We start from the raw sequence: 15,860 nt of genomic DNA on the forward strand, positions 1-15,860 counted from the left end.
CCGACGGCGGGTTGCAGCGGCGGCGGTGAGGTGCAGGTACCGCATCCTGCCGCCGCAGCGCGCCGGACGAAGCCACGGCCCGGAAGTTAAGCATGCTTAGTGTCTATCCACATAGGATGGAAAGGCACGGCAGCCTACCCGCTGCAGGTCGATTTGAATGAAGGTGACCATGGCCCGGCGCAGCAACCCCGCAGTACGCATCGCACAGGAAACCGCCCACAACGCAATGTTTGACGCCGAGGGCAAGCCCAAGCCCGGCGTCCACAACATGCTCCTGAAAGCAGTGCAGATCCAGCGGCCCCTGGTGGTTGGCTACATCCGCAGGCTCCAGAAGAGGCATCCGCGGGCGACGGCCGCGCAGCTGGCGGACATCGCAGAGCGCGACTACCTGCGGGCTGTTGCCGGAGGGGGAGCCCTGGTGGGTGCCACCGCCGTCGTCCCCGGCGTTGGAACCGTGGCGTCGCTGGGACTTTCCGCAGCCGCCACCGTTGGCTTCCTGGAAGCCACAGCCCTGTACGCAACCTCGCTGGCTGAACTGCACGGCATCCGGCTGACCAACCCGGAAAAGGCCGGCACCATGGTCATGGCCATCATGCTCGGCGAGGAGGGCACCGCCCTGCTGGGCACGCTCAGCGGCCAGGCATCCGGCGGCGCCACCAACACCTGGGGCAACGCGCTGTCCAAATCCATGGTGGTGCCGGGTTTCGGCAGCGTCCGGAAGAGGATCCAGCATGCCTTCCTCAAGAACCTGCTCAAGCGCCAAGGGACTGCCTTGTTCGGGCGGGCCCTCCCGTTCGGCATAGGGGCCGTTGTCGGCGGAGCCGGTAACCTCGTGATGGGCCGTGCGGTGGCCAAGAATGCCCGGGAGGCGTTCGGGCCGATGCCGGACACCATTCCCGGGGAGCTGACTTCCGCTGCCGGGCCGGACAACCTGACGCTGGAAGGCAACATCATTGGATCTCAACGCTGACGTAGGCCAATCATTCGGCTCCTGGACCGCGGGAGGCGATCCGGCGATGCTCCAGCTGGCAACCAGCGCCAACGTAGCCTGTGGCCTCCACGCGGGGGATCCCGTCACCATGCTCGACAGCTGCAGGGCCGCGTACGAACTTGATGTCACCGTCGGTGCGCACCTGGGCTACCGGGACCTGGCCGGCTACGGGCGCCGCATGCTTGGCATGAGCTTCGACGAGCTCTTCGGGGACGTGCTGTACCAGCTGGGCGCGCTCGACGGGGTTGCGCATGCCGTGGGCGCCTCCGTGGACTATGTGAAGGCGCATGGAGCGCTGTACGACACCACGATCCATGACGCCGAGCAGGCCTCCGCCGTAGTGGCTGCGGTCAACGCCTACGATCCAGGCCTTCCGTTCCTGGGCTTCCCGGGCTCGGAGCTGCTGAAGCAGGCCAAGGAAGCCGGGCACCCGGTGTTCGTTGAGGCTTTCGCCGACCGTGCCTACCTCGCCGACGGCAGCCTGGTGCCGCTCTCCGAGGACGATGCCGTCCTGTACGACGTCGATGCGGTGGTCGAACGGGCCGTCCGCCTGGCCACGCAAGGCGAAGTGGTTGCCGTGGACGGATCCGTAATTGCGGTACGGCCCGACTCCCTGTGCATTCACGGTGGGACCCCTGACGCCGTAGAAATGGCGGCCCGGATCAGGGCAGGACTTCAGGACGCAGGCGTCGGGTTGGAGTCCTTCGCCTAGGAGCCTGCAGCCGTACGGCGGGCCGACTCCATTCCAACAATTCCAGCGTCACTCCAGCCCTCCGTGCCGCCGTCGTACGCCTTATCGACACGCACATTCCTTTTCGCACCCCAAATATCCCGAGCGAAAAGGAAGATGCGCAGCGCCAAGTCCACCCGGGACCTACAGCAGCGGAAAACTACCCAAAGATCAGCTGCGCCACCGTGAAAATCCCCAGCCCGGCCAGGGACCCCACCACGGTGCCGTTGATGCGGATGAACTGCAGGTCCTTACCCACCTGGAGCTCGATCTTCTGCGAGGTTTCCTCGGCATCCCACCGCGCCACGGTGTCCGTAATAACGCCTGCGATGTCCGAACGGTAGGTGCGGACCAGGTACCCGGCGGCGTCACCGATCCATGCGTTGACCTTCCCGGCCAGTTCGGGGTCGTCCACGAGCCGTGACCCAAAATCGCGCACCGCAGCCTTGAACTTGATGGTGAGTTCGCTGTCCGGATCATCCACGGCGCCCAGCAGCGCGTTCTTGACCGTTCCCCAGGTCCGCGAGGCCAGTTCGCGCACTTCGGGGTCGCCCAGGACCTGCGCCTTGATGTCTTCCGCGCGCGCAATCATCGCGGGGTCATGCTGCAGGTCCTGTGCCAGGTCGTTGAGGTACTTGTCGATTGACTGCCGCACCTGGTGGCGGGGGTCAGCCTGGACGGCACGGACGAACTTCAGGATCTCGATATAGACCTTGTCGCCCACCAGTCCGTCCACGAACTGCGGAACCCACGTGGGGGAGCGGTCGGACACCAGGCGGGTGACGGTTTCGTGGTTGTCGTCCACCCAGTCCGCCGCGCGGTCCACCAGCAGGTCCACCAGCGTGTGATGGTGCCCGTCATGGAAGATGCGCTCCGCCAGCCTGCCCACGGGAGGTCCCCACGGCGGGGTGAGCAGATGCTTGCGCACCATGCCCTCGATGACGGCCTGGACGTCGTCGTCATTCAAAACCTTGAAGGCGCCGCGGATAACGGCAGCTCCCTCCTTGGCCACGCGTTCGGCACCACCAGGGCCGGCCAGCCAAACGCCGGCCCGCCGCGCGATGTTGACGCTGGCCAGCTTCTCCTGGACCACCTGCTCGGAGAGGAAATTGGTCTCCACGAACTCGCCCAGCGAGGCCCCGATCTGGTCCTTGCGGCGGGGAATGATGGCGGTGTGGGGAATCTTGATGCCCATGGGGTACTTGAACAGGGCCGTCACGGCGAACCAGTCGGCCAGCGCGCCCACCATTCCGCCCTCGGCCGCCGCGCGCACATACTGCAGCCACGGGTAGTCCTTCTGCAGCGCGAACGCAAAGACAAAAATCACGGCCATGGCGATCAGCAGGCTCAGCGCCAGCAGCTTCATCTTCCGCAGCGCTGCCGCTTTCTCGGCGTCGCCGGCACCGGGCTGGCGGCTTACGACGGCGCCTGCCGCCATAGTGCCAGGGCGCACCTGCTGTGCGGCCTCGGCGGGGGGATCCTGCGTGGTTGGCCCAGTAGTTGCCTCAGAGTTCACCTGCATGTGCCAAGCCTAGCCCCGAAGGCGGGGGCCGGTCGGCTACCGTGTGTCCATGACAATTGACGAGTCAGTGCCGCAGCGGCCGCTGGTCTTTGCCCATCGTGGTTCCAGCGGCGCATACGCCGAACACACCCGGGCCGCCTACCTGCAGGCATTGGCTGACGGGGCCGACGGGGTGGAGTGCGATGTCCACCTCACCCGGGACCAGCACCTGGTCCTGCTCCATGACGCCAACCTGGACCGGACGTCGGACGGGACCGGGCCGGTGGCTGAACGGACCCTGCGTGAGCTGCACCAGCTGGACTTCTCATCCTGGAAGGGGGTCCGCATTCCCGAAGAGTATGGAGCACGTTCGGAACAGCTGCTGACCCTCCCGGAGCTGCTGGACATCCTCCGCGGGGCGGGCCGCCCGGTGAAACTCGCCATCGAGCTCAAGCATCCCAGTCCCTACCAGCTCAAACTGGAGGACCGCGTGCTGGAGGTGCTCCGCAGCGAGGGCTGGGACCCGCAAAGCTCCACCGTGGACAACGTGGCCGTGACCTTCATGAGCTTCAGCCCGGACTCGGTCCGCCACCTGCTCCAGTCCGTCCCGCCGCAATACATCTGCCAACTGGTGGACGACCTCACCATCCATGAGATCCGCGGCGGGCTGGGCCTGGGCCTCATTACGGGGAGCGCCGTCGCCAACCTCATGAAGGCCACCCAGCTGGAGGGTGAACGGATCCTGGACGACCGGGAAGTAGGAATGGCCGGCCCCGGCATCGACTACGTCAGGGAGCGCCCGGCCACAATCCGCCGATGGCTGGACTCCGGGCGGCGCTTCCGGGTGTGGACCGTGGACTCCCCGGAGGATGTGGCACTTTGCCAGGAGCTGGGCATCCACGAGATCACCACCAACGTGCCGGCCCGCGTCCTGGACCAGCTCCACGCAGCCTCTCCGCAGGGAAAGTAGGGCGGACGTGGACGCGCACCACGTCAATCCGCTCCCGTATTCGCCCCGACGCTGGTGGGCCGGCGCCCTCGACGTCGAAGGCCTGGCACTGTACTCGGTGGGAGCCGCGGCGGAAGCGGTGAACCTGTATGCGCGCACGCCCGGCCGGTTCAGCACCACGCCGGCGCTTACCGCGGCTGCCTTCGATTCCTTCGGCCACCTGCGGATTGCCGGACGCAAGCCACAGGGCTTCGCGCCCCTGTCGGGCTTCCGGCAGACCCGCGATGGCTGGATCCGGCTCCACGCCAACTACCCGCACCACGAGCAGCGGCTGCTGCGCGCCTTGGGAGCCGCCTCCGCGGAAGGGGCGGAACAGGCTCTTCGTTCCATGGCGGCGCTTGAGGCTGAGGCCGCCATCCAGGGCCACGGCGGGATCGCTGCGGCCGTGAGGACGCGTGACGAATGGCTTGCGTCCGGCATGGGCCGGGCGGCGGGATCCGGACCCTGGATTGCCGTGGAGCATACCGACGGCACCACGGCCGGTCTGGGACTGCAGGACTTTGCCGCGGCGGCTACTACGGCAGGCGGCGAGGGCATCGGTGGCGGCAACAAACCGCCGCTGGAGGGGCTGCGGGTCCTGGACCTGACCCGGGTGATTGCAGGGCCGGTGGCCACCCGCCTGCTTGCAGCATTGGGAGCCGATGTCCTGCGGATCGACCCGCCAGCCTTCCCGGAAATCGAAGACCAGTTCGTGGACACCGCGTTCGGCAAGCGCAGCGCGGAAGCCGATCTGGGGCTTCCGCAGAACCAGCACAGCCTCCAGCAGCTCCTGGCCCGCGCCGACGTCGTGGTCACGGGTTACCGGCACGGCGCCCTGGACCGTTTCGGGCTCAACCCGCGGGAACTGCTGGCCTCGCACCCTGGGCTGGTGGTGGTCACCCTCAACAGCTGGGGGAGCGCCGGGCCATGGAGCGGTATGCGCGGTTTTGACAGCATTGTCCAGGCCGCCTGCGGAATCGCGCACGTGTACGGGAAGGACAATGACGACGGCGGGTGGCGCCCGGGTGCCCTGCCTGTCCAGGCGCTGGACCACGCCACAGGATACGGGGTGGCTGCGGCGGCCGTCCGCCTCCTGGACCGACGCCGGGCGGCTGGGATGGGTGCCTGTGCGCACCTGTCCCTTGCCCGCACCGCCGAGGAACTGTTTTCCCTTCCAATGGGCACCGAAGCAGGGGACACCGAACCAGGGGTCACTGACGGCCCGGCAGAGCTACCCGGACCCCACCACAACTCCATGGACAGCACCTACGGGCAGCTCCGCTACGTCGGTCCACCGTTGCTGGACGCGGGCCGGCCGGTGGACTACCTGTCCCCGCCGCCCCCGTATGGAAGCTCTCCGCCCGCCTGGAATTGAGGGACCTTGCCTCACAGGCCGGTTTCTGGCGGCCACCGTGGCTGTGATTGAGTGGTTCCATGCCTCTTCCCTGGTCCGGTCCTGCAGTCAGGGGCTTGTCCGTACCGAACTTTTCCCTTCAGGGCCCCGCCGTTCAGACCCTGTCCGCGGCTGCCATGGGAGCCCTCCTGCTGGCCAGTGCGGGCAAGCACTTCAGGGGTCCCGGCTTCTACCGCGACGTCGTTCCGGACTACCTCTGCCGCCGGGACGCGGAACCGGATCCGGAACCCGGTGCGGCCCACACTGTGGTGCCCAACCATCCTGTGCCCAACCATCCCCTGGCCGTCCTGTCCCGGGATGAGTGGATCGCCGTGAGCGGACTGCTGGAGCTGGCCGCCGCCGTCGGAATCCTCCTCCCGCCTACCCGGAAGCTGACCGCCACCGCCCTCACAGCGATGTTTACCGCATTCCTGGCGGGACACGCTGACGCACTGGCGAAGGCTTACGGTCCGCAGGGTACGCCCCGCCGGCGGAAGATCCACACCGTGCGGTTGCCGCTCCAGGCACCGTTGATCCTCTGGGCCTGGAGCCTCCGGAAGCCCATCCAAAAGGCACGCAAACCTGGAGGTTGCGTGTGAAACTCCTGGCCTCGCCGGCGGTCAGGGTGGGGATTTCCATCAGCATCGCCACCGGCCTTTACGGGGTGTCCTTCGGAGCGCTCGCAGTGACCTCGGGGCTCAACCTGTGGCAGACCATGGCCCTGAGCCTGCTCCTCTTCAGCGGTGGTTCGCAGTTCGCGTTTATCGGTGTGGTGGCAGGTGGAGGTTCGGGCATCGCCGCAATGAGCGCAGCAACCCTGTTGGGCATGCGCAACGGCATCTACGGCATGCAGTTGAACGCACTGCTGCGGCCCACCGGCTGGCGCAAGTTTGTCGGCGCGCAGCTGACCATCGACGAATCAACGGCCACCAGCACGGGCCAGACGGACCCGGCCGAGCAGCGGCGGGGATTCTGGACTGCAGGGATCGGCGTCTACGTGCTGTGGAACCTCTTCACCGCCGTGGGCGCGCTCGCCGGGAGCGGACTGGGCGATCCCAAGCAATGGGGGCTCGACGGCGCCGCGGTGGCCGCCTTCCTGGCGTTGCTCTGGCCGCGGCTTAAGGGCCGCGAACCCATTGCCATCGCGGTGGTGTGTGCGGTGGCCACCGTTGTCGCCGTTCCTTTCGTGCCGGCGGGGGTGCCCATCCTGGTGGCCGCCCTGGTGGCCGCGCTGGTGGGCTGGTTCAGCCACGGCCGGCGCGACGAGGGCCTTGAGCCGGACGTCGAGCCCTATGGCGGACACCGTGACCATCACCCTGGCCGGCAGCAGGACGCAAGCCGCCCGTATCCGGGTGCGCAGGGGAGCGAAGGCACGGATCCGGGGGCAGGCGCATGAGCCTGTGGATCTGGCTGCTTCTTGCCTGCGCGCTGGCGTACGCCTGGAAGATCGTGGGCTACTTCGTGCCCGCCAGGTTCCTCGAGGACCCGCGCACATCCCGGGTTGCGGGCACCATGACCATCGGCATGCTGGCCTCCCTTACCGTGGTGAATGCCGTCGTGTCTGGCCAGGGTCTCGCGGCTGACGCCAGGCTGGGGGCGCTTGCCGCGGCCGCACTCGCGCTGGCGTTCCGCGCACCCTTCCTGGTGGTGGTCATCGCCGGGGCCGGCACCGCTGCCCTGCTGAGGGCATTGGGCTGGAGCTAGTTTGGCAGGCGTCTGCATAAATTAGTGATGGGGGTCACTTCCCCGGCGCGGCGGCGGCTGTACTATGAAATCGGCTTATGCAGTTGGCCATGGCATTCCTACGAACGGCGACCATGGAAAATCAGCTGTATCCCGCAGGCGGCTTGGCGGACAGACCCCGCCACAAGGACGCCCGACGGCGGGCGGGCCTCCCAGCCAAACGCTTCTTCAGGCGCTTTTCCCGCCTTTCAGACGTGCCGGAAGACGACCTGGAAATTCTCGCCCAAAGGCTCCGGGAGGCATTCGACCTGGACCCGTCGTCGTCCGTTCCAGCGCTGCAGGCCCTGGTGCGTCAGGAACTCCGCAAGCGGGCAGACGCGGGCAACGCCTAGCGGGCCAGCATCGCGGGGCCAGGTGTGGTGGACTGGAGGAGATGCAGCCCACACCAGGCGGCCACCAAAGGAGGAATCGAGATGGACGAACAGTCACGGCCTGATAAGCCGCAGGACGGCCAGGGCACAGAGGACACCGAAGGGAAGGCTGGGGAAGCGCGCAGCGCCGGAATTCCTGCCGCTGAGCAAACCGGCAAGCTGCGGCCCGCCTACCTGGACCCCCGCGGCTCCGAGGCAACGCGTGAATTACGGGACACTGCACGGCGGCGCCGGGATGCCGAGGAGAAACTCCAGCAGCACCTGATGGAGGCGAAGCACCACATCCCCAACGAGTTCCATGAGCACCATGACCACGAACCCCAGTCACACGGGCATCCTGAGCCAGAACAGCCATCAGAACAGCCAAGGCCCGGCACCCAAGGCGGAGAAACCGGCACTGGAGAAAACGGGGAAAATCCCTGACGGAACGCTCCCGATACCGGGGAAACACTCCTGACAGCCGGGCAGCGCCGGCCGGCTGTCAGGGGCTCGATACAGCGGTAGCTACGCCACGCCGTGGGCTGCGCCGTCGGGCGAGACCGACCTGCGGCAGCTTTCTTCCACGCCCATCTCGTACCACACCTGCGCGCCGAACTCGGGCTCGGGGGTATCAAGGTTTTGGTACAGGGCGTCAAGCAATTCGACGAGTTCCGCGGTTGTCAGCGCAGGGAGGACTTCTTCCGGCCCGCGGGCGTCAGTGAGGTAGTGGAAGAGTTTTGATCTGGTCATCGCAGCGCGGCGGTTGCAGGGTGGATACGCAGGAAAAGTTCCATGGGTCGCTCCATCTCGGACTATTCGAGGCTGGCTGCCTAACCCCGCTCTGAGTTTATTGCACGTGTTGTGTGCCGACAATGGTGCCCCCGGGGATGCCGGGTGCGGCAGCAGGGACGGGCACCAGCACGGGAAGCGGGCGTGGCGGGCGGACCGTACGGATGGCGTCCTCGACCAGTGCCAGCGGACGGCGCCATGCATCGGAGCCCGGCTCCATGGTGTCGACAACGCCGATCAGCATGGCCAGCAGCCGGAACATGTCCGTCATGGTGATGTCCGTGCGCAGGCTTCCCTGGCCTTGCCCGCGCACCAAAAGGATGCTGATCGACTCCATGAGGGACCCGGTAATGCCGGTGAGGAGTTCGCGCCGGCCCGCCACAGCGCACAGCAGGTTGGCGTCGTCGCTTGCCGCAGCCATCAGGGCCTCGAGCACGCGCAGCAGCCCGGCAGCGGCATCGATATCGGCCAGGGCGCCGTCCATGACGGGATCCACGGTAAGCCGGAGCTGCCGGTTCAGTGCCGCCAGGACCAGTTCTTCCTTGTCCGCGAAGTTGCGGAACAGGGTTGCGGGGCCAACGCCCGCGGTGGATGCGATGGTTTGGAGCGGTACTTCCGGGCCGAACTCCCGGAAGCACTGGCGCGCCGCCGTGATGATTTTGTCCACGTTCCGCGCTGCGTCTGCGCGGAGGGGCTTACGGGCGACTGCGAGGCTCATGCCCAAAAGGGTAGCAACGGAGTCTTCGGCCACCATGGTTACTCCGGGGTAGGAGCTTATGTGACGGCGCGCTCCCGCGTTTGGGCCTGCGGCAGTCCGGGAACCGCGTGCGAAACTTGGAGGCATGTTGCTTGCATTTTCTGTTGCTCCGTCAGGCGTTCCCAGCGAAGGTTCCCGGCCAAACGATGCGTCCGTGCACGACGCCGTTGCAGCCGCCGTGAAGATCGTCCGGGAATCCGGGCTGCCCAACCAGACCGATTCCATGTTCACCACCATTGAGGGTGAGTGGGATGAAGTGTTCGACGTCGTGAAGCGCGCCACCGAGGCGGTCGGACGCTACGGCAGCCGCGTCTCACTGGTGATCAAGGCCGACATCAGGCCCGGTTACAGCGGCGAGTTGACGGCAAAGATGGACCGCCTCGAAAACGCCCTGGCCCAGGAGTCCTAAGCCTGTCCTGAGCCTCCGCGCCGGGGCTGGCGTGGGCCCGGCTGAAGTGTCTGGACCGTCGGAACGTCGCGTGCCAAACTGTGCCCATGTTCGAGCACAAACCCCGGCCGGAATGGATTGCCACCGAGGAGTTCCTGTCCCGCACCGTGGTGCATCCGGACGAGGCGGTCCAGCAGGCCATCCGCACTGCGGCTGACGCCGGCATGCCGGCCATTGAGGTGGCGCCAAACGCCGGGAAGCTCCTGAAGCTCCTGGTCCAGTTGTCCGGCGCCCACCGCATCCTGGAGATCGGGACCCTGGCGGGTTACAGCACCATCTGGATGGGCCGCGGCCTTCCCCACCACGGCAAGCTCGTCACCTGCGAATACCTGCCGCAGCATGCAGAAGTGGCGTGGGCCAACATCGACGCCGCCGGCCTGGGTGAAAGGGTGGAAATCCGGCTGGGCCCCGCGCTGGAAACCCTGGCTGCCCTCGAGGAAGAGGACAGGGAGCCGTTCGACTTCATCTTCATCGACGCCGATAAGCAAAACAACAGCCGCTACCTCGACTGGGCCGTCAAGCTGGGCAGGCCGGGTGCGGTGGTGGTCCTGGACAACACGATCTGGGAAGGGGCCGTCCTGGACCCGGACATGGACCCGGTCAACGCGCCAGGCATCATCGACGCACTCCGGCTGCTCGGCAACCACCCGCGCCTGGACGCCACTGTCATCCAGACGGTGGGTTCCAAGGGGTGGGACGGGTTCGCGCTGGCGCGCATCCTCCCGCAAAAACAGTAAGTAAGCTGTGGAGATGCGTCCGGCGCAGTGCCGGGCATCGTAGAGGGAGGGCTTTTTGCACGCGGCACCTGCTCCTGTACTCCTGGACTCCACGCCCGCAGATTTTTCGCCATGGGTTCCGCTGGTCGAATCCGTCGCCGCCGCAACGGGTGACGTCCCTGCCCTGCTGGCCCTTGCCGTCGAGGCCGGGCGGACGTGGCCGCTGCCCGGTGAGGGGCGGACCGCCGTGTTGTGGGAACTCCTGGCTTCCGTGGCTGCCACCGATGTGGCCGCGGCCCGGGTGCTTGAGCCGCACCTCGACGCCGTCGCCATTCTTGCCCAGGCTGCCCACGCAGCTGAGCCCGGACACCCGTTCCCGGACGGGAGCAGCGATGCCGCTTGGGGCGTCTTCGCCGCAGAGGCACCGGGTGCCCGGCTCGAAGCGCATTCCGCAGGTGCCGGCACCACCCTCAGCGGGTCCAAGCCGTGGTGTTCCCTCGCCGCGGCCCTGGACTGCTCGGTGGTCACCGCCCACACGGACGACGGCGGCAGGGCGGCCTTCGCGGTCAATCTTCGCCATCCCGGCGTGGCATGTGAGGAACCGGAGTGGATCGCGCGCGGGCTCCAGGAAATCCCCAGCGGAACAGTTCACTTCGACCAGGTCCCGGCGAGCCCCCTGGGTGGTACCGGCTGGTACCACAGCCGGCCTGGCTTCGCCTGGGGCGGGATAGGCGTGGCTGCCTGCTGGCTGGGGGGAGCAGTGGGCGTGGCACGGGACTTCCGCAACGGTTTGCTGGCAGGGGCCGAAGCGGGGCGGGAGCCCGACCAGGTGGCACTTGCGGCGCTCGGAGAGGTGGACCGCACGCTCTCGGCTGCCCTGCAGTATCTTGCCCGGACCGCAGCGGGCATCGATGCCGGCACCCTCGGCTCCGCCGGGAACCACAGCGCGTGGAGCGAAGCCCAGCGGGTCCGCGGAACTGTTGCGGCCGCCGTCGAACGCGTCCTTTCCCTGGTGGCTTCCAACCGTGGTCCAGGTCCGCTTGCCTTTGACGGGCCGTACGCCAAGAGGATGGCCGACCTGGCACTCTACGTCCGGCAGCATCACGGGGCACGGGATGATGCCCAATTGGGCCGGCTTGCGCTCAAGGGGGACTGCCCGTGGTGACCTTTTCGCACGCTGACCAGGGAACCGGCGAGGCCGCCTGGGCCGTGAGCGGCCTGGACGCAGCACCCGAGCTGCCGCTTGACCCCGCCGAACTGGCCGGCATGCGCTTCGTGGTCCTGGCGGCGCATCCGGATGACGAGACACTGGGGGCCGGTGGGCTGATGGCGTCCCTGGCGGCACTGGGAGCCGAGGTGGAAGTCCTGCTGTGCACGGCAGGGGAGGGGTCACACCCGGATTCGCCCACCACCTCCCCGGAACAGCTGGCCCACACCCGGCTGGCTGAATTCTCAGCGGCCCTGGCCGCACTGGGCCTGGCGGACCGCTGGGCATTCCTCGGGCTGCCGGACCGCGGACTTGGAGAGCATGCCGGAACCATCGCCAAGGCTGTCCGGGAGGCCGCCCGCCGGCTTCCCGGTGATCCCGACCGGCTGGCCCTCGTGGCACCGTACCGGGCCGACGGGCATGGTGACCACGATGCGCTCGGTGCGGCGGCGGCAGAAGTTGCGCGGCAGGACGGCCACGCGCTGCTGGAATACCCCATCTGGTTTTGGCACTGGGCCGCACCCCAGGTGCCGGAATGGCGGTCATGGCTGCGATTCCACCTGGATGAACCGGCCCGGGCGGCTAAAAGGCGGGCCATGGCGGAGCACGCAACACAGGTGCAGCCCCTGTCTCCGCTTCCCGGCGACGAAACACTCCTCAGCGGGCAATTCCTGGCGCACTTCTCACGCCCCTTTGAGGTCTTCGCCTGGACGCCGGCGCCCACTGCATCCGCGCAGGCGCATTCAAGCGATGACGCGGAACTGGTCTTCGACGGCGTGCATGGTGGCTCCACGGATCCCTGGAACTACACCGGGAGCTGGTACGAGCGGCGCAAGCGGGCGCTCACCCTTGCTGCCCTCCCGGAGGAATCCTATGAAAGCGGCCTGGAAGTGGGCTGCTCCATCGGGACGTTGACAGCCGGGTTGGCTGCCCGGTGCCGCAAGATGTTGGCGGTGGATGCCAGTGGAACCGCGGTCCACCGGGCCAGGCAGCACCTTGCAGGCTGCCCCGGGGTCCGGGTTGAACACTGCGTCGTCCCCGGGGCATGGCCGGGCGGAACTTTTGACCTTGTGGTGGTTTCGGAGGTTGGTTACTACCTGTCCGCGGGTGAGCTGGGCCAACTGTGGGACCGGATCGAAGCGTCCCTGAACCCGGGCGGAACCCTGCTCCTGTGCCACTGGCGGCATCCCATTGCAGGCTGGGAACTCGACGGCGACACCGTCCACGCGATGGCCCGGCAGCGTCTGGGCTGGCGGACCGCAGGACTGTACCAGGAACGGGACTTCGTATTGGAACTCATGGTGGCCCCCGGCCACAAAGCGTCGGCATGACGGTCACGGCTTCAGGGGGAAGCAGCGCTGCCAACAGCATCCGGCAAGTTGCGGTGGTGATTCCCGCGCACAACGAGGAGCAACACCTTAAGCGTGCGCTGACCGCAGCCCGTGACGCGGCAGACCAAGCCGAGTCGAACCTTACCGGCGTACGCGTGCAGGTGGTGGTTGTCCTGGACAGCTGCACGGATGGCTCCGCTGCGGTGGCGGCGGTCTTCGCTGCTGAGGACCCGCGGTACATGGTCCTGCCGGTGGACTTCCGGAGCGTGGGCAAGAGCAGGCAGGCAGGGGCCGAAGCCGCGCTGGAGAACGCAACCAGGCGTTCTCCTGCGGGTGGATCCACGGCAGGTTCTTCGCTGCGGCACGTTTGGCTGGCCAACACGGATGCCGATTCCTGCGTTCCGGAAAACTGGCTGGTGCGCCAACTGGAATTGGCCGCCGGGGGCGCCGACGTCGTCCTTGGATCTGTGGAGCCTGATGGCCACGGCATGCCCCACCACCTCGCTGCCCGATGGCATGCCCGGCATGTTCCAACGGAGAACCACCCCCACGTGTACGGTGCCAACCTTGGGGTGCGTGCCTCGTCCTACCTTGCGGCAGGCGGGTTTCCCGGGGTTGATTTCGATGAGGACCGGGCTCTGGTGGACCGGCTTCGCGGCAGCGGGGCGAGCATGGTTGCCACGGACACAACCCGGGTTCTCACCTCCGGAAGGACTGTGGGGCGGGCGCCGCGGGGGTTTGCCGCCTACCTCCTGGCACTGGCCCAGCCATAGCCGGGACCCTCAACGGCGGGGCAGCATGGGATGCAGAAAGGGCTGCTGCCTTCCGGCAACAGCCCTTTACGGTGCGGACGCAGGTTCCGCGTGCAGGCCTTATACCAAGTCCGGAGCGCTGGCTACGATGTAGTCCGCCGCGGCGGGTCCGGTCATGGAAAGGTTGTTGCTGTCCGGGTTGATCCCGGCATCGTGCATGGCTTCCCAAAGCGCAGCCGGCGGCTGCAGTTCAGCTTTGTGCAGGAGGCACCAGCTGGTGTAGAGGCCGTACAGCTCGTCGCGTCCCAGGCCCAGGCCTGGCTCCCTGTCCGCGACAACTGCTTCGGAAAGAAACTGTTCAAAATGGGTAGCAGGCATGTCCGCTCATAAGGGTTGACCGTGGTGCCGCCGTCTGCTTCAGCGGACCTGCCGGTCTCCTAAGGATCCCGGCGAGGTATTCAAGAAAGTATTGCAGTTCACTGCGCTTTGTCCAGTCAGGGCCTGACCCCCGGGGGGAGGCTGAGGGGGCCGACGGCGACTGGGGGGACTGGCCTCGGTCTCAGAAGAGGCCATCTCACCGCCGGCCCCGCATTGCCCCGGGCCGCATGCCACCCGGGAAACCTCAACAGGACCTCCAAGATGAATTTTCCTCCATCTTGAAGGTCCTGCCTAGTCCCTCTTCCGGTAGCCGGACCGCGCCCGCTACGCCTTCCCGCTTGGCCGGCCGTCGTCGTCGGACTCCCCGTTGCCAGCGCGGTGCTGTACCTTCTCGCGGACCCTGTCGCGGTGCCGCTCACCGTGGTGGCCGCCGTCCTGGCCATTGCCGGCAGGCTGCCCGTCCTGGCTGTCGGCGGAGCCGTTACCGCCGTTCTCCGAGGAGTACTTCTCCCGGAGTTCACGGCCGTGCTTGATGTCTTCCTCGATCTGCTGCTGCATCTTTTCGCTCTTTTTGGTATCCCGCGGGGGCAACTGGATGGTCTCCTCCGCCTTGATGCCGGCCTGGAGCTGGCGCCCACGCTCCACTTCGGCGTCGAACTCAGCGCCGAAGAGCAGGGACATGTTCAGGATCCAGAGCCAGAGCAGCATGATGATCACGCTGCCCAGGGCGCCGTACGTCTTGTTGTAGTTGCCGAAGTTACCCACGTAGAAGCCGAAGCCCAGCGAGGCGATCAGGAACACGACCAGCGCGATTCCGGAGCCCATGCTCATCCAGCGGAACTTGGGCTGCTTGACGTTGGGCGTGGCGTAGTAGAGGACAGCAATGATGGCGATGATCAGGACGATCATGACGGGCCACTTGGCGATGTTCCAGACCATGAGGAACGGGCCGCTGAGGCCGATGAGCCCGCCCACGGCCTCGGAGACCGGGCCGCTGAGGACCAGCATGCCGGCCAACAGTGCCACGATGACCACGGCCAGGAGGGTGACGGCCAGCATGGTGCCGCGGAGCTTCACGAAGGCGCGCCCTTCATCCACCTCGTAAACCCGGTTCATCGCCCGCCCAAAGGCGCCAACATAGCCGGATGCCGACCACAGGGCGGTGGCAAGGCCGATCACCAGGGTGAGCCCGGCCGCCGGGGCACTCGTCAGTTCCGAGACGGGACCGCTGATCGTATTGACGGTCTCGGCAGGAGCGAAGCCGCGCACGATTTCCAGCAAGGCATTAGTGGTCTTCTGGGGATCGCCAAAGAGGCCAAGAAGTGAGACCAGTGCCAGCAGGGCGGGGAACAGCGACAGGACCGCGTAGTAGGTCAGGGCTGCTGCCAGGTCGGGGCACTGGTCCTTGCTGAACTCCCGGAGGGTCTTCCTGGTGATGTATTTCCAGGACGGTTTGTCCAGGTCCCTTGGGCTGGTGGGTTTCCTTGCGTCGTTTGGATCCGGTGCCTGGCCCGCCTTGGCGGTACTGGTCTCGGAATCGTCGTGAGTGGCCATGGGTGTCCTCTCAATCAGGGGCGAAACGAACAGGCCGGCCCGCGGAGTGGCGGTGCCGGCCTGCCGAACGAAACTATTGCCTTACGGTGCGGTGCTGGACTGATCAGGTGTTTTGGACGTGGTCTTTGGCGTCGGTGGCGCGGTCTTTGACGTCGGTGGCGGCTTGTTGGCCTTCGAGTTTGACGTTTTGGGCGGCGTCGGTGGCGGTGGCCTTGACGTTTTCCATGGCTTC

19 protein-coding genes are annotated in these 15,860 nt (G+C 66.9%); 14 read left to right on the forward strand and 5 right to left on the reverse strand.

The genetic code is table 11. The features are described 5' to 3' along the window. Positions 1 to 169: 169 nt before the first annotated feature. On the forward strand, positions 170 to 970 hold the full coding sequence (locus tag FB478_RS20210; protein ID WP_026266216.1) for a hypothetical protein: 801 nt from the start codon (positions 170 to 172) through the stop codon (positions 968 to 970). After that, entirely contained in the window at positions 954 to 1,703 is a 750-nt protein-coding gene (locus FB478_RS20215; RefSeq protein WP_144601437.1) for a LamB/YcsF family protein, read from the forward strand. The genes FB478_RS20210 and FB478_RS20215 overlap by 17 nt, the downstream gene beginning before the upstream one ends. A gap of 178 nt (positions 1,704 to 1,881) precedes the next feature. On the opposite strand, the gene FB478_RS20220 is transcribed toward FB478_RS20215, so the two are convergent. After that, positions 1,882 to 3,159, reverse strand: coding sequence for a DUF445 domain-containing protein (locus FB478_RS20220; RefSeq protein WP_018772224.1), 1,278 nt, complete (start codon positions 3,157 to 3,159; stop codon positions 1,882 to 1,884). 133 nt (positions 3,160 to 3,292) lie between these two features. Here FB478_RS20220 and FB478_RS20225 point away from each other — a divergent pair, with 133 nt between their 5' ends. The 7 genes from FB478_RS20225 (at position 3,293) to FB478_RS20255 (ending at position 8,140) form a co-directional block, all read left to right on the forward strand. Then, the gene (locus FB478_RS20225) at positions 3,293 to 4,192 is read left to right on the forward strand and encodes a glycerophosphodiester phosphodiesterase family protein (RefSeq protein ID WP_018772223.1); all 900 of its coding nucleotides are present in this window, start codon (positions 3,293 to 3,295) and stop codon (positions 4,190 to 4,192) included. 7 nt (positions 4,193 to 4,199) lie between these two features. Next, the gene (locus tag FB478_RS20230; protein WP_144601438.1) at positions 4,200 to 5,585 is read left to right on the forward strand and encodes a CoA transferase; all 1,386 of its coding nucleotides are present in this window, start codon (positions 4,200 to 4,202) and stop codon (positions 5,583 to 5,585) included. Between the two features lie 59 nt (positions 5,586 to 5,644). Then, positions 5,645 to 6,202 carry a hypothetical protein gene (locus tag FB478_RS20235; RefSeq protein ID WP_395858367.1) on the forward strand — a complete coding sequence of 186 codons (558 nt, stop codon included), beginning with the start codon at positions 5,645 to 5,647 and terminating at the stop codon, positions 6,200 to 6,202. Further along, positions 6,199 to 6,999 (forward strand): AzlC family ABC transporter permease, encoded by an 801-nt coding sequence (locus FB478_RS20240; RefSeq protein ID WP_134165223.1) that lies wholly within the window; start codon positions 6,199 to 6,201, stop codon positions 6,997 to 6,999. Before FB478_RS20235 ends, FB478_RS20240 begins: the two co-directional genes overlap by 4 nt. Continuing rightward, positions 6,996 to 7,307 (forward strand): AzlD domain-containing protein, encoded by a 312-nt coding sequence (locus tag FB478_RS20245; RefSeq protein ID WP_144601439.1) that lies wholly within the window; start codon positions 6,996 to 6,998, stop codon positions 7,305 to 7,307. Before FB478_RS20240 ends, FB478_RS20245 begins: the two co-directional genes overlap by 4 nt. A gap of 233 nt (positions 7,308 to 7,540) precedes the next feature. Next, positions 7,541 to 7,678: a hypothetical protein gene (locus FB478_RS21445; RefSeq protein WP_261377483.1), complete on the forward strand. Its 138-nt coding sequence runs from the start codon at positions 7,541 to 7,543 to the stop codon at positions 7,676 to 7,678. A gap of 81 nt (positions 7,679 to 7,759) precedes the next feature. Then, positions 7,760 to 8,140 (forward strand): hypothetical protein, encoded by a 381-nt coding sequence (locus FB478_RS20255; protein WP_144601441.1) that lies wholly within the window; start codon positions 7,760 to 7,762, stop codon positions 8,138 to 8,140. A gap of 81 nt (positions 8,141 to 8,221) precedes the next feature. Here FB478_RS20255 and FB478_RS20260 read toward each other — a convergent pair whose 3' ends face one another. Then, a complete protein-coding gene (locus FB478_RS20260; RefSeq protein ID WP_018772216.1) occupies positions 8,222 to 8,446 on the reverse strand; it encodes a hypothetical protein in 225 nt (74 codons plus the stop codon). Between the two features lie 97 nt (positions 8,447 to 8,543). Continuing rightward, entirely contained in the window at positions 8,544 to 9,203 is a 660-nt protein-coding gene (locus tag FB478_RS20265) for a TetR/AcrR family transcriptional regulator (protein ID WP_144601442.1), read from the reverse strand. A gap of 124 nt (positions 9,204 to 9,327) precedes the next feature. Here FB478_RS20265 and FB478_RS20270 point away from each other — a divergent pair, with 124 nt between their 5' ends. The 5 genes from FB478_RS20270 (at position 9,328) to FB478_RS20290 (ending at position 13,717) form a co-directional block, all read left to right on the forward strand. Beyond that, the gene (locus FB478_RS20270) at positions 9,328 to 9,651 is read left to right on the forward strand and encodes a thiamine-binding protein (RefSeq protein ID WP_144601443.1); all 324 of its coding nucleotides are present in this window, start codon (positions 9,328 to 9,330) and stop codon (positions 9,649 to 9,651) included. An 86-nt stretch (positions 9,652 to 9,737) separates the two neighbouring features. Continuing rightward, positions 9,738 to 10,427, forward strand: coding sequence for an O-methyltransferase (locus FB478_RS20275; RefSeq protein WP_056389630.1), 690 nt, complete (start codon positions 9,738 to 9,740; stop codon positions 10,425 to 10,427). Positions 10,428 to 10,482: 55 nt separating this feature from the next. Beyond that, on the forward strand, positions 10,483 to 11,571 hold the full coding sequence (locus FB478_RS20280; protein ID WP_144601444.1) for a hypothetical protein: 1,089 nt from the start codon (positions 10,483 to 10,485) through the stop codon (positions 11,569 to 11,571). Then, positions 11,565 to 12,944: a bifunctional PIG-L family deacetylase/class I SAM-dependent methyltransferase gene (locus tag FB478_RS20285; RefSeq protein WP_144601445.1), complete on the forward strand. Its 1,380-nt coding sequence runs from the start codon at positions 11,565 to 11,567 to the stop codon at positions 12,942 to 12,944. The genes FB478_RS20280 and FB478_RS20285 overlap by 7 nt, the downstream gene beginning before the upstream one ends. Then, a complete protein-coding gene (locus FB478_RS20290) occupies positions 12,941 to 13,717 on the forward strand; it encodes a glycosyltransferase family 2 protein (protein ID WP_144601446.1) in 777 nt (258 codons plus the stop codon). The genes FB478_RS20285 and FB478_RS20290 overlap by 4 nt, the downstream gene beginning before the upstream one ends. 99 nt (positions 13,718 to 13,816) lie before the next feature. Here the strand turns inward: FB478_RS20290 and FB478_RS20295 are convergent, their stop codons facing one another. Then, positions 13,817 to 14,074, reverse strand: a complete 258-nt coding sequence (locus FB478_RS20295; RefSeq protein ID WP_018772209.1) for a hypothetical protein — start codon at positions 14,072 to 14,074, stop codon at positions 13,817 to 13,819. Between the two features lie 324 nt (positions 14,075 to 14,398). Beyond that, complete coding sequence (locus tag FB478_RS20300) at positions 14,399 to 15,628, reverse strand: YihY/virulence factor BrkB family protein (protein WP_018772208.1); 1,230 nt, start codon at positions 15,626 to 15,628, stop codon at positions 14,399 to 14,401. Between the last annotated feature and the right edge of the window lie 232 nt (positions 15,629 to 15,860).

Origin of the sequence: Arthrobacter sp. AG367, assembly GCF_007828995.1 — a bacterium.
Taxonomy (GTDB): domain Bacteria; phylum Actinomycetota; class Actinomycetes; order Actinomycetales; family Micrococcaceae; genus Arthrobacter.

Excerpts from the sequence above, each read along its gene's own strand:
- FB478_RS20210 (WP_026266216.1), top strand. The coding sequence starts at position 170 with ATGGCCCGGCGCAGCAACCCCGCAGTACGCATCGCACAGGAAACCGCC.
- FB478_RS20220 (WP_018772224.1), bottom strand. The coding sequence starts at position 3,159 with ATGGCGGCAGGCGCCGTCGTAAGCCGCCAGCCCGGTGCCGGCGACGCC.
- FB478_RS20225 (WP_018772223.1), top strand. The coding sequence starts at position 3,293 with ATGACAATTGACGAGTCAGTGCCGCAGCGGCCGCTGGTCTTTGCCCAT.
- FB478_RS20235 (WP_395858367.1), top strand. The coding sequence starts at position 5,645 with ATGCCTCTTCCCTGGTCCGGTCCTGCAGTCAGGGGCTTGTCCGTACCG.
- FB478_RS20245 (WP_144601439.1), top strand. The coding sequence starts at position 6,996 with ATGAGCCTGTGGATCTGGCTGCTTCTTGCCTGCGCGCTGGCGTACGCC.
- FB478_RS20255 (WP_144601441.1), top strand. The coding sequence starts at position 7,760 with ATGGACGAACAGTCACGGCCTGATAAGCCGCAGGACGGCCAGGGCACA.
- FB478_RS20260 (WP_018772216.1), bottom strand. The coding sequence starts at position 8,446 with ATGACCAGATCAAAACTCTTCCACTACCTCACTGACGCCCGCGGGCCG.
- FB478_RS20265 (WP_144601442.1), bottom strand. The coding sequence starts at position 9,203 with ATGAGCCTCGCAGTCGCCCGTAAGCCCCTCCGCGCAGACGCAGCGCGG.
- FB478_RS20270 (WP_144601443.1), top strand. The coding sequence starts at position 9,328 with ATGTTGCTTGCATTTTCTGTTGCTCCGTCAGGCGTTCCCAGCGAAGGT.
- FB478_RS20275 (WP_056389630.1), top strand. The coding sequence starts at position 9,738 with ATGTTCGAGCACAAACCCCGGCCGGAATGGATTGCCACCGAGGAGTTC.
- FB478_RS20290 (WP_144601446.1), top strand. The coding sequence starts at position 12,941 with ATGACGGTCACGGCTTCAGGGGGAAGCAGCGCTGCCAACAGCATCCGG.
- FB478_RS20295 (WP_018772209.1), bottom strand. The coding sequence starts at position 14,074 with ATGCCTGCTACCCATTTTGAACAGTTTCTTTCCGAAGCAGTTGTCGCG.
- FB478_RS20300 (WP_018772208.1), bottom strand. The coding sequence starts at position 15,628 with ATGGCCACTCACGACGATTCCGAGACCAGTACCGCCAAGGCGGGCCAG.